This is a genomic window from Aeromonas sp. FDAARGOS 1418 (genome assembly GCF_019048585.1).
Lineage (GTDB): Bacteria > Pseudomonadota > Gammaproteobacteria > Enterobacterales > Aeromonadaceae > Aeromonas > Aeromonas caviae.
In genome coordinates this window covers 882206-895000 of record NZ_CP077387.1, presented here as the reverse complement: position 1 = coordinate 895000, position 12795 = coordinate 882206, and the positions used below count along the sequence as shown (strand labels likewise).

Annotated in this window: 10 protein-coding genes (1 of these 10 running past the window's edge); 6 read left to right on the top strand and 4 right to left on the bottom strand. The window is 62.5% G+C overall.

The genetic code is table 11. The features are described from left to right. The 3 genes in view from I6L48_RS04255 to pepQ are tightly spaced (at most 36 nt apart) and all read right to left on the bottom strand, a layout consistent with a single transcriptional unit that may run on beyond the window. A protein-coding gene (locus I6L48_RS04255; protein WP_042881326.1) for a TrkH family potassium uptake protein crosses the window boundary here: on the bottom strand, positions 1-1006 show its 5' portion. Its footprint begins 452 nt before the window's first position; the window shows 1006 of its 1458 coding nt (coding positions 1-1006); the start codon lies at positions 1004-1006; the stop codon falls past the left edge of the window. 36 nt (positions 1007-1042) lie between these two features. Continuing rightward, positions 1043-1660: a YigZ family protein gene (locus tag I6L48_RS04250; protein ID WP_010672418.1), complete on the bottom strand. Its 618-nt coding sequence runs from the start codon at positions 1658-1660 to the stop codon at positions 1043-1045. After that, positions 1660-2982, bottom strand: coding sequence for a Xaa-Pro dipeptidase (pepQ, locus tag I6L48_RS04245; protein WP_216987799.1), 1323 nt, complete (start codon positions 2980-2982; stop codon positions 1660-1662). Before pepQ ends, I6L48_RS04250 begins: the two co-directional genes overlap by 1 nt. Before the next feature lie 196 nt (positions 2983-3178). Between pepQ and I6L48_RS04240 the strand changes: the two genes are divergently transcribed. The 6 genes from I6L48_RS04240 to I6L48_RS04215 all read left to right on the top strand — a co-directional run bounded on the left by I6L48_RS04240 (position 3179) and on the right by I6L48_RS04215 (position 12542). After that, a complete protein-coding gene (locus I6L48_RS04240) occupies positions 3179-5116 on the top strand; it encodes an acetoacetate--CoA ligase (protein ID WP_216987798.1) in 1938 nt (645 codons plus the stop codon). A 204-nt stretch (positions 5117-5320) separates the two neighbouring features. Next, positions 5321-7468 carry a fatty acid oxidation complex subunit alpha FadB gene (gene fadB / locus I6L48_RS04235; RefSeq protein ID WP_216987797.1) on the top strand — a complete coding sequence of 716 codons (2148 nt, stop codon included), beginning with the start codon at positions 5321-5323 and terminating at the stop codon, positions 7466-7468. Next, positions 7469-8653 carry an acetyl-CoA C-acyltransferase FadA gene (gene fadA / locus I6L48_RS04230; RefSeq protein WP_216987796.1) on the top strand — a complete coding sequence of 395 codons (1185 nt, stop codon included), beginning with the start codon at positions 7469-7471 and terminating at the stop codon, positions 8651-8653. It abuts the gene before it with no gap. A gap of 347 nt (positions 8654-9000) precedes the next feature. Next, complete coding sequence (locus I6L48_RS04225) at positions 9001-9723, top strand: response regulator (protein WP_010672413.1); 723 nt, start codon at positions 9001-9003, stop codon at positions 9721-9723. Between the two features lie 113 nt (positions 9724-9836). Further along, positions 9837-11282: an ATP-binding protein gene (locus I6L48_RS04220; RefSeq protein ID WP_010672412.1), complete on the top strand. Its 1446-nt coding sequence runs from the start codon at positions 9837-9839 to the stop codon at positions 11280-11282. A gap of 3 nt (positions 11283-11285) precedes the next feature. Continuing rightward, the gene (locus I6L48_RS04215) at positions 11286-12542 is read left to right on the top strand and encodes an ABC transporter substrate-binding protein (protein WP_039041362.1); all 1257 of its coding nucleotides are present in this window, start codon (positions 11286-11288) and stop codon (positions 12540-12542) included. Positions 12543-12586: 44 nt separating this feature from the next. Here I6L48_RS04215 and I6L48_RS04210 read toward each other — a convergent pair whose 3' ends face one another. Then, positions 12587-12778, bottom strand: coding sequence for a hypothetical protein (locus I6L48_RS04210; protein WP_010672410.1), 192 nt, complete (start codon positions 12776-12778; stop codon positions 12587-12589). Positions 12779-12795 lie beyond the last annotated feature (17 nt).

Below are 12795 nucleotides of genomic sequence, written 5' to 3'. Positions count from 1 at the left end.
GCAGGAAGGAGGGCCAATCCGCATAGCTGGTGGTGCTGTACCCCGTGGTCGTGCCCAGAGACACTGCCTGGAACAGGCCATGGTTGAGCGCATCCTGCCAGGTATCGTAGTGGCCGTGGAACAGCAGAGAGACGAAACAGATCAGCACCAGCACGCACTGGATGCTCAGAAACACTTTGAGCTCCGAGTCCCGCAGATAGCTGCTCACGCGCACCGGCTTGTGGGCAAATACCATGAAGTGAAGCGCGAAGTTGACGCTCGCCAGCAACAGGAACACCACTGTGATCAGGTTGATGGCCGGGCTGTCGAAGAAACCGATGCTGGCGTCGTGGGTCGAGAACCCCCCAACCGACAAGGTGGAGAAGGAGTGGCAGATGGCATCGAACAACGTCATTCCCGCCATCCAGTACGCGAGAGCGCAGAGGGAGGTCAGCAGCAGATAGATGAACCAGAGCGCCTTGGCCGTCTCGGCGATGCGCGGGGTCACCTTGTTATCCTTGACGGGCCCCGGGATCTCGGCGCGATAGAGCTGCATACCCCCGATACCCAGCAGTGGCAGCACGGCCACCGCCAGCACGATGATCCCCATGCCACCGAGCCATTGCAGCAGCTGGCGGTAGAAGAGGAACGCCTTGGGCAGATTGTCCAGCCCGGTCAGCACCGTTGCGCCCGTGGTAGTCAGGCCGGAAAACGACTCGAAAAATGCCTCCGAGACCGACATGTTCGGCACGTCGCTGATGATGAAGGGGACGGCACCCACGCTCCCCAGCACCACCCAGAACAGCACCACGATGAGGAAGCCTTCCTTGGACCTGAGTTCCTTTTTCTGGTGGCGGTTGGGGAACCAGAGCAGCAGGCCGAGCAGGAGGGCTATCACGAAGGAGTTGACGAACTCGGTACCACCGCCATCACGATACCCAAAAGCGACCATCGCGGGCAGCAGCATGGTCGAGCTGAACAGGGCAACCAGCAGACCGACGATACGAATGATGCTCAGAATCTGCATTCCGGCTCCCTCTTCAGACTAAAAGAGCGATGGATTCTAGCCATCTAAGGGACGAAGGGATACCCGACCCTGGGTCCGGTCGGTCAATTCCTGTGCGATACGGGCCCAGAGCGCAGACTCCCACGCTACCTGAAGGGTGACGCTGGCACCATAATCGGCCACCAGCAACTGCCCTTGATGGGCAGAGATGAGGGACTCCACGGCCCCCATGTCGGTGTAGTCACACTGGATCACGGAAGAGGTCAGCTGACGCTTGATACAGGTTTCAAGTTGCTTGAGTGCTGCCCCCACACCACCGCCATAGGCCTTGACCAGGCCACCGGTCCCCAGCAGCACGCCACCGTAATAGCGCACCACCACGGCCGCGACTTCACCCAGACCGGCCCCCATCAACTGGGCCAGCATGGGTTTGCCCGCCGTGCCCGAGGGTTCGCCATCATCACTGAAACCATAAACCTGGCTGTCTTGCGGGGCGCCGGCGACAAAAGCCCAGCAGTGATGCCGGGCTCCCGGGTGTTGCTGTTTGATCTCGTCTATCCAGGCCTTGGCGGCCTCGACGGTCGGAGTATGGGCGATGTAGGTAATGAAGCGGCTCTTCTTGATCTCTTCGCTCACCTCCAGCGGGGCTGCCGGTATGGGGTAATCCGTCGCCATCAGAGCCCTGCTTGTCTGGTCAGGTTCTCCACCCCGTTGGCATGCAGCACCACGTTGTCCTCGATGCGAATACCACCATAGGGACGCAGCGCCTCCACCTTGTTCCAGTTGACCCACTTGCCCTGCTCACCCTGGCGCAGCGGCTCCAGCAGGCTGTCGATGAAGTAGAGACCCGGCTCTATGGTGAACACCTGACCCACTTCCATCACCCGGGTGCAGCGCAGATAAGGGAACTGCTCGGGGGCCGCCAGGTGGGTGCCGCGCTCATCCTGCATGAAGCCGCCGACATCGTGTACCTGCAGGCCGAGGAAGTGGCCGAGACCGTGGGGGAAGAAGACATTGGTCACCCCGGTGTGGATCATCTCGTCCACCGACATGTCTACCAGTTCGGTGGCTTGCAGCAGGCGCGCCAGCCTGTGGTGCATCTGCAGGTGCAGCTCGCTGTAGCGGCGGCCCGGCTTGATCTCGTCGATGATCTCCTGTTGCTGTGCATCCAGCGCAGCAATCAGATCGGCGAACTCACCGCGGCGCCAGGCCCAGGTTCGGGTAATGTCGGAGGCATAACCGTGCACGTCCACTCCGGCATCGATGAGGAAGGAGTAACGCTCCGCATCGGGCACCCGCTGGGTGGAGAGATGGGTGTAGTGCAGGATGGCCGCATTGCGGTTGATGGCAACAATGTTGCCGTAGGGCGCCTCATTGGCCCCCTGTCCGACCGCCTTCATGAAGGCCAGGTTGATCTCGAACTCGCTCGCCCCCGCCATGAAGGAGTCCTTGGCCGCGATGTGGCCGCGCACGCCGATGCGGTTGGCATCGCGAAGACATTCCAGCTCATAGGGCGTCTTGTAGGCACGGTGGTAGTGCAGGTAGTTGAGGACCGCCTCCGGATTGGGCTGGCCCAGTCCCAGCAGCTCGGCCACTTCCAGATGGCCGCCCAGATAGGCCCACTCCTGCTTGTTGGCCGGCAGGTGATCGGCAACCTGCTCCGGGCGAGTCAGGAAGCGAATGTCGAAGAAGTCGACCCAGAAGGCGTTGGGCAACTCTGCCACCTTGTGCCAGAAGTCCACCGGCCGGTAGAACAGCAGCACCGGCTTGCTCACGCCATCCACCAGCAACCAGCAGTGAGGGTTGTCCAGCACCGGCAACCAGGCCTTGAACTGGGGATTCACCTTGAAGGGATAATCCTGGTCATCGAGGAAGATGCGATGAGTCTGGCCGGAGTGAATAGCGAGGCCGCCAAGACCCTGTTGTTGCAGGATGTCGCGGGTACGCTGCTGAAGGGTGTCGAGATGCTGGGCAAAAAGTTGGCTGTAACTGCTCATGGCGTCCTGCTCCGGGCGAATGTGACTTCAGCATAACATCAAGCGAATCAAGGCTCGAGCCACCCGGCTTTCGCTTCGTGAGGTAACGCATAGGTTACAGGCTTTTTGTTATGAAGATAAAACAGACAATTAACAAACAAAGAACAATTCAATACACTGCCCACAGACAGTAGATATCAGCCGTCAGGAACGACTCATGCAAAACCTTTGTCTTTGGACACCGGATCAGGACAGGATGCAGCACTCCAACCTCCACCAGTTCATGGCCGAGGTCAATCACTTCCATGGCCTGCAACTGCGCAGCTATACCGACCTGTATCAATGGTCGGTGGAGAAGACCACCCGCTTCTGGCCCCTGGTGTGGCAGCACTGCGGTGTCAAGGGCGAGCTTGGCAACATTGTGGCGGAGAACCGCCAGGATATGCAGCGCGCCCGCTGGTTCCCCGACAGCCGGCTCAACTTCGCCGAGAACCTGCTGCGCCGTCAGGATGAGAGCCCGGCCATCATCTCCCGCATCGAAGGGGGCCCAAGCCGGACCCTGAGCTGGCATCAGCTGGCAGATCAGGTCGCCCGCCTGGCCCAGTGGCTTCGCAGCCAGGGCATAGGCCGAGGTGATGTGGTCGCAGCCTACCTGCCCAATATCCCGGAAACCGTGGTTGCCATGCTGGCAACCACCAGCCTCGGCGCGATCTGGACCTCCACCAGCCCCGACTTTGGCGAGGCCAGCGTGGTCGAGCGCTTCGGCCAGACCCGTCCCAGGGTGCTGTTCGCGGTGGATGGCTACCGCTACGGCGGCAAGGCCATCGACATTCAGGACAAGGTGGCCAGCGTCGTCGATCAGCTCGACAGCCTAGAGCAGACGGTGATGATCCCCCTGCTCGGCAACCCGCTGCAGCTTGGTCACAACTGGCAGCAAGTGCTGGCAAGCCAGCATGATGCCCAGCTCGCCTTCGAGACCATGGCCTTCAACGATCCGCTCTACATCCTCTACTCCTCCGGCACCACCGGCAAACCCAAGTGCATCGTGCACGGCATCGGCGGTACCCTGCTGCAACACCTGAAAGAGCACCAACTGCACTGTGACATCAAGCCGGGGGAGCGGATCTTCTACTTCACCACCTGCGGCTGGATGATGTGGAACTGGCTGGTAAGCGCTCTCGCCTCCGGCGCCACCCTGGTGCTCTACGATGGTTCCCCCTTCTACCCGGATGGCAACGTGCTGTGGGATCTGGCACGGGACGAAGAGGTCGCCCTGTTCGGCACCTCGGCCAAGTATCTCGATGCGCTGCACAAACAGGGTTATGCCCCCATCAATACCCACGACCTGCCTGCCTTGCGCCTCATCTGCAGCACCGGATCCGTGCTGTCGCCGGAGGGGTTTGACTACGTTTACCAGCAGATAAAGCAGAATGTGCAGCTCAGCTCCATCTCTGGCGGCACCGACATCTGCTCCTGCTTCGTCATCGGCAACCCCTTGAGCCCCGTCTATCGCGGCGAGAGCCAGGGGCGCGGCCTCGGTCTCGCGGTGCAGGTATTCAACGAGGCGGGCCAGCCGGTGCTGGGTGAAAAGGGCGAACTGGTCTGCACCAAGCCGTTCCCGGCCCAGCCCATCTACTTCTGGGGGGACGAAAACGGCGACAAGTACCACGCCGCCTACTTCGAGCGGTTCGACAACATCTGGTGCCACGGGGACTGGATCGAGCTGACCCCGACTGGCGGCATCCTGTTCTACGGCCGCTCCGACGCGACCCTCAACCCGGGCGGCGTGCGCATCGGCACCAGCGAGATCTACCGCTATGTGGAACAACTCGACGAGGTGGAAGAGAGCATCGTCATCGGCCAGCAATGGAAACAGGACGAGCGGGTGGTGCTGTTCGTCAAGCTCAAGGCGGGTTGCAAGCTGGACGACGGGCTGCGTGAGCGGATCTGCCAGCAGATCAAGCGGCACTGCACCGCCCGTCATGTGCCTGCCCGCATCCTGCAGGTGGATGCCATCCCCCGCACCAAGTCCGGCAAGATAGTGGAGCTGGCGGTGCGGGAAGTGGTGCACAATCGGCCCGTCAACAACACCCATGCCCTCGCCGATCCCGAGGTGCTGAACCAGTATCGCAACCGGCCGGAACTGGCTAGCTGATACCACGCTCATCTCCATCGGAGGCGCCGCAAGGCGCCTCTTTTTTGCCCGTTTTGTGATGAAGAGCTTTTACTCGACAACTGTTAAACAAATGTTTTAAATAGGTGTTGAAAATGTCTCATTTTGGATCAATAGTGAGCCTCGCCCCCTGCTGGGGATAAAGGAGCACCATTCCCCACAGAGTGGGAACAAGGAGACACTCTCATGATCTACCAAGGCGAAACCCTGACGGTCAGCTACCTCGAAGACGGCATTGCCGAGCTGAGGTTCGATGCCCCGGGTTCAGTCAACAAGCTGGATCGCGCTACCCTGCTCTCCCTGAGCGAAGCGATCGCCGCATTACAGCAACAAGCCGATTTGAAGGGTCTGATCCTCACCTCCGGCAAAGACGCTTTCATCGTCGGCGCCGACATCACCGAATTCCTGGAACTGTTCGATCTGCCGCAAGAAGACCTGCTCGGCTGGCTGAAAAAGGCCAACGACATCTTCAACGCCATCGAAGATCTGCCGGTGCCCACCCTCTCCGCCATCAAGGGCCATGCTCTGGGCGGCGGCTGCGAGACCATTCTCTCCACCGATTTCCGGCTGGCCGACACCACGGCCAAGATCGGCCTGCCCGAGACCAAGCTCGGCATCATGCCCGGCTTTGGCGGCACTGTCCGTCTGCCGCGGGTGATCGGTGCCGACAACGCGCTGGAGTGGATCACCACCGGCAAGGATTACCGTGCCGATGACGCCCTCAAGGTGGGTGCCATCGATGCCGTGGTCGCCCCCGACGCGCTGCACAGCGCCGCCGTGCAGATGATCAAGGACGCGATCAAAGGCAAGCTGGACTGGCAGGGCCGCCGCGCCGCCAAGAAGGCACCGCTGCGCCTGTCCAAGCTGGAAGCCATGATGAGCTTCACCACCGCCGCCGGCATGGTTGCCGCCGTGGCGGGCAAACACTATCCGGCCCCCATGGCCGCCGTGAAGACGGTGGAAGCCGCCGCTGGCATGGGCCGTGATGAAGCGCTGGCCGCCGAGGCCGCCACCTTCATCAAGCTGGCGAAAACCGACGTGGCCAAGGCGCTGGTCGGTATCTTCTTGAACGATCAACACATCAAGGCGCTGGCCAAGAAGGCCGCCAAGCAGGCAAACAAGGCCACCGGCCATGCCGCCGTGCTGGGTGCCGGCATCATGGGCGGCGGCATCGCCTACCAGTCTGCCAGCAAAGGCATCCCGGCGGTGATGAAGGACATCAACGAGAAAGCGCTGGCACTTGGCATGAATGAGGCCACCAAGCTGCTCAACGGCCAGCTCGAGCGCGGTCGCATCGACGGCATCAAGATGGGCCAGGTGCTCTCCGCCATCACGCCGACCCTCAGCTATGACAACGTCAAGCATGTGGACGTGGTGGTCGAAGCCGTGGTCGAGAACCCGAAAGTGAAGGCGGCCGTGCTGAGTGAAGTGGAAGGCGTGATCGGCGAAGACGCCGTGCTCGCCAGCAACACCTCCACCATCCCCATCTCCCTGCTGGCCAAGGGACTGAAGCGCCCCGAGAATTTCTGCGGCATGCACTTCTTCAACCCGGTGCACCGCATGCCACTGGTGGAGATCATCCGCGGCGAGCAAACTTCCGATGAAACCATCAACCGCGTGGTGGCCTACGCCGCCGCCATGGGCAAGTCCCCGGTCGTGGTCAACGACTGCCCCGGCTTCTTCGTGAACCGCGTGCTGTTCCCCTACTTCTTCGGCTTCAACAAGCTGGTCGCCGATGGCGCCGACTTCGCCGCCGTCGACAAGGTGATGGAGAAGGAGTTTGGCTGGCCCATGGGCCCCGCCTACCTGCTGGACGTGGTCGGCATCGACACCGGCCACCACGCCGGTGACGTGATGGCGCAGGGTTTCCCGGCGCGCATGAGCAAGGAAGGTCGTACCGCCATCGACGTAATGTATGACGCCAGCCGCTTCGGTCAGAAGAACGGCAAGGGCTTCTACGCCTACGAGCAGGACAAGAAGGGCAAGCCGAAGAAGGTGGCCGACGCAGCCAGCTACGAGCTGCTGGCCCCCATCGCCAAGCCGAAGCAGGACTTTGACAAGGACGCCATCATCGCCCGCATGATGATCCCGATGATCAACGAGGTGGTGCTCTGCCTGGAAGAGGGCATAGTCGCCACGCCAGCCGAAGCCGACATCGCGCTGGTCTACGGTCTGGGCTTCCCTCCCTTCCGCGGCGGCGTGTTCCGCTATCTGGACACCATTGGCCTGGATCGCTACGTGGCCATGGCCGACCAGTATGCCGACTTGGGCCCGCTCTACCGCGTCAGCGACAAGCTGCGCGAGATGGCCGCCCAGGGCAACACCTTCTACTGATTGCGGAAAGGAGATCCATTCATGAAAGACGTAGTCATTGTCGACTGTATCCGGACCCCCATGGGCCGGTCCAAGGGCGGCGCCTTCCGCAACGTGCGTGCAGAAGACTTGTCCGCGCACCTGATGAAATCCATCCTGCTGCGCAACCCCAACCTCGACCCGAACGAGATCGAGGATATCTACTGGGGCTGCGTGCAGCAGACCCTGGAGCAGGGCTTCAACATCGCCCGCAACGCCGCCCTGCTGGCCGGCATCCCGAAACAGGTGGGGGCGGTCACCGTCAACCGTCTGTGCGGCTCCAGTATGCAGGCGCTGCATGATGCCTCTCGCGCCATTCAGGTAGGTGATGGGGATATCTTCATCATTGGCGGCGTCGAGCACATGGGTCATGTGCCGATGAGCCACGGGGTAGACTTCCACCCCGGCATGGCGAAGTCGGTGGCGAAAGCCTCCGGCATGATGGGGTTGACCGCCGAGATGCTCGGCAAGCTGCACGGCATCAGCCGTCAACAGCAGGACGAGTTTGCGGCCCGCTCCCACCTCCGTGCCCACGCCGCCACCGTGGAAGGGCGTTTTGCCAAGGAGATCGTCGGGCTGGAAGGGCACGACGCCAGTGGCGCCCGCTTCTTCTACGACTATGACGAGGTGATCCGCCCGGAGACCACGGTCGATGGCTTAAGCCAGCTGCGCCCGGTGTTCGACCCGGTCAACGGTACCGTCACCGCCGGCACCTCCTCGGCCCTGTCCGATGGCGCCGCCGCCATGCTGGTGATGAGTGCGGACCGTGCCAAGGCCCTCGGCCTCACGCCGCGCGCCAGGGTGCGCGCCATGGCCATCGCCGGCTGTGACGCCGCCATCATGGGTTACGGCCCGGTGCCGGCCACCCAGAAGGCGCTCAAGCGGGCCGGTCTGACCGTCGGCGACATCGATCTGTTCGAACTGAACGAAGCGTTTGCCGCCCAGTCCCTCCCCTGCGTGAAGGATCTGGGTCTGCAGGATCTGGTGGACGAGAAGGTGAACCTGAACGGTGGCGCCATCGCCCTGGGTCACCCGCTCGGCTGCTCCGGTGCCCGCATCTCCACCACCCTGATCAACCTGATGGAAGAGAAGGACGCCACCCTGGGAGTCGCCACCATGTGCATCGGCCTGGGTCAGGGCATCGCCACCGTGTTCGAGCGGGTGTAAGTGAATCACTCCTGACCGCTCACCGGTCAGGGACGCCGCCTCGGGGCGGCAACAACAGACAGAAGGCGGCCCTGCTTCCCGGCACAGCGGCCCCATCACGAATACCGGGTCGGCCTGCCGACCCTGCTGTCGAGTCTGTGGAACGCGCCACACGGGGTGCGCTCCTGCCGTCGGAATCTGCGTGTTGGCCGGCCCGTTTGGGTCGGCCTTTTTTATTCTTTTCCCGCGATCGGGGCCAATCCTGAGGCTATATTGCCCATAACTTCACATTAGAGGGGGGGCTTGCTTGCTTTTTGCTCCCCCGACAGGTTCAATCTGCACAAAAAAATGGGTGGATGCACATACATATGTCAACGAGCAAACAACTGCTTATCGTCGACGACGATCGGGAGATCCGCGAGCTGCTCAACGAGTACCTGACCCGGGCCGGTTTCGAGGTACTGACCGCGGCTGAAGGGAACGAGATGCGCCAACAACTGGCCCAGCACAGCCCGGACCTCATCATTCTGGACATCATGATGCCCGGCGACGACGGCTTTACCCTCTGCCAGCAGATCCGCCGCGACTCCCAGGTACCCATCATCATGCTCACCGCCGCCTCCGACGAGGCTGACCGGGTGATCGGTCTGGAACTTGGCGCCGACGACTACATCGCCAAGCCGTTCAGCCCGCGCGAACTGCAGGCCCGCATCAAGGCGCTGCTGCGCCGCGCCGAATTCCGCCAGCCGGAGAAAGAGAAGGAACCGAGCCGTCGGCTGCGCTTCGCCGAGTGGACCCTGGACACCCTGAGCCACCAGCTGACCCACGAAGATGGCAGCCTGCTGGATCTCTCCGGCAGTGATGCCCTGCTGCTCGGCATGTTCCTGCAGCAGCCCGGCGTGGTCCTGGACCGGGATACCATCTCGGACGCCACCCGCGGTCGCGAGAGCCTGCCCATGGAGCGCGGCATCGATGTGCAGATCAGCCGCCTGCGCCAGAAGCTGGGTGACAACGGCAAGAGCCCGCGCATCATCAAGACCATTCGCGGCAGCGGCTACATGCTGATCGCCGAAGTCCACGAGATCCCGTAACAGACAGACGCTGCGGCGAGGCCTTGAACGGGCAGAAGAGAGACCCATCACGGGGCAACGGCAAGGCACAGAGGTAAGCACCCCATGCTGATCGACAAGAGACACACGCTGCCATGACGGGGCAGAAGTTCTGGCGGGCCCTGGTGCCCCGCTCCCTGCTGTCGCGGATGCTGCTGCTGTTGCTGCTCGCCATCCTGCTCTCCCAGACCATCCTCACCGGCATCTGGATGCAGCAGATCCAGAAGCGGGAGCTGGAGGGCATGCTCAGCACCACCCGCAACCTGGCGCTGTCGGCGGCTTCCACCGTCAACTTCTTCAAGTCCCTGCCCCTGCAATACCGCCACATTGCCCTGGATCAGCTGCGCAACATGGGGGGCAGCCGCTTCTTCGTCTCCTTGAACGAGGAAGAGATCCACATCAGCGCCATCCCCGACAGCGAGCGCAAGACGCTGGTGCTCAAAGAGGTGCAGGAGGTGCTCAGCCGCAAGCTCTCCGACGCCATGGCGATCAAGGTGGACTTCTCCCGCCCCGAGGAGCTGCACGTCTTCAACAACGACACCCTGCTGGCGGATCTCCCCTCCTCCTGGGCCCGCTACACCCTGTCCCTGGAGCCCATCAATCCGCCGGTGCTGGTGACCCAGATCGAGATAGAACCGGGGGAGTGGCTCTATCTGGCGGCCCTGCTGCCCGCCCCCTACATGACGCTGGATGACACCGTGATGCCGAGCAACCAGGTGCGTTTCATCGCCCTGATGACGGTCTTCCTCTGCTTCTTCACCTTCATGCTGGTGCGCTGGCAGACCCGCCCCCTGCGTCGCCTCGCCAAGGCGGCGGTCAACCTCGGCAAGGACATCGACCAGCCGTCCCTCAAAGAGGAGGGTGCCTCCGAAATCGTGGCGGCGACCCGCGCCTTCAACATCATGCAGCAGCGCATTCGCCGCTTCATCGACGACAGAGAGCGGCTGTTCAGCTCCATCTCCCACGACCTCAAGACCCCCATCACCCGGCTGCGACTGCGGGTCGAACTGCTGGACGACGAGGTGCAGATCGCCAAGTTCAACAAGGACCTGGACGAGCTGGAGCTGATGGTCAAAGGGGCGCTGCAGACGGTCAAAGAGACGGACATTCACGAGAACCTCGAGCAGATCGACGTCAACGCCCTGCTGGAGCAGATGGCGGAGGCCATGAACCTGCACGAGGATCTGCTCACCATCGAGGGCCACTGCAAGTGGCCCTATCGCGGCAAGCTGCTGGCCCTCAAGCGCTGCATCGGCAACCTGGTGGACAACGGCATCAAGTACGGCCAGAAGGTGCGCATCATCATCATGGATGACGAGGAGATGCTGATCCTCTTCATCATGGACGAGGGGCCCGGTCTGCCGGACGATCAGTTCGAGCGCATCTTCGAGCCCTACTACCGCCTCAGCACCGATGCCGCCGGCACCGGGCTGGGCCTTGGCATCGCCCGCAACATAGCCCACGCCCACGGCGGCGACCTGGTGCTGGAAAATCGCCCCCAGGGCGGCCTGCAGGCCACCCTCTCCCTACCAAGGCAGTAATGTATGAAGTGGTTGTCTTTTTCTGTCATCGCCCTGCTCTCCCTGCCCGTTTGTGCCTCCCAGGTGGAGGTATTGCACTGGTGGACCTCCGGCGGCGAGGCCAGGGCCGTGGAAGTGCTCAAGTCCGAGTGGGCCGAACAGGGCAACCAGTGGAACGACTTCGCGGTACAGGGGGGGGGCGGCAAGAGCGCCATGACGGTGCTCAAGAGCCGGGCCCTGGCGGCAAACCCGCCGGAGGCGGCCCACCTCAAGGGGTTCGAGCTGCACGAGTGGGGCAGCCTGGGCTTTCTGCGCGATCTCACCCCCATGGCCGAGCATCTCGGCTGGTACCCTCAGCTGCCCCCCATGGTGCGCGACACACTCAGCCAGAACGGCGCCCTGATGGCGGTCCCCACCGGCATCCACCGGGTCAACTGGCTGTGGCTCAACCGCAAGGTATTCGAGCGACAGGGGCTCAAGCCCCCCACCGACTGGGCCCAGTTCGTGGCGGTGGCGGACAAGCTCAAGGAGCAGGGCATCACCCCCCTCGCCATCGGTAACGAACCCTGGCAGATCGCGGTGCTGTTCGAAACGGTGGCCCTCGGCGAAGGGGGCAAGACCTTCTATCGCAAGGCCTTCCTCGAGCAGGACAGCGCCACCCTGACCGGCCCCGACATGGTGCGGGTGCTGACTCGCTTCCAGCAGTTGCGCGCTTATGTGCCCGAGAAATACGCCGGCCTGAAATGGCACCAGGCCACCAACCTGCTGGAGAGCGGCGGCGCCGCCATGCAGGTGATGGGGGACTGGGTGAAGGGAGAGCTGAGCGCTGGCAACTACCGCCCCGGCGAGGATATCGAGTGCCTGCCAAGCCCGGGCAGCCAGGGGCTGTTCAGCTACAACCTCGACTCCATCGCCATGTTCAAGCAGCGGGATCCCGCCCAGTTGCAGGCCCAGGGCGAGCTGGCCAGGCTGTTGATGACACCGCGCTTTCAGGAGGAGTTCAACCGGGTGAAGGGCTCTATCCCGGCGCTCATCAAGCCGGACATGAGCAAGTTCGATCGCTGCGCCATCCGCTCCTATCAGGACTTCCTCCACGCCGAGCAACAGGACAACCTGCTGCCCAGCATGGCGGAGGGGATGGCGGTGCCCACCAACATGCGCCAGGGGATCATGGATGTGCTGAGCAGCTTCTTCAACGACGCCAGGGCCAACCCCGAGCAGACGGCGCAGCAGCTGGAACGCGCCATGCGCTCGACCCGTTCCGGCGCGGAGCAGAAATGACAAAGGCGGACATCGTCCGCCTTTGAGTGCCGAGAGCCAGGCTCTCAGGAGGGATCGTTCTCGTCCTCATCCTCGTCGTAGTAGTCGCTGAGCTCGATCCAGAGCCCCAGCCCTATCATCACCATGGAGCCGAACCAGGTACCGGTATTACCGATCGGGCTGCCCAGCACTATCATGGCGAACGACAAGAACCCCATGCCTGCGTAGGCTTGCAATCTGCCGTAAGAGACCTGCATATTCACACCTCCTTGTT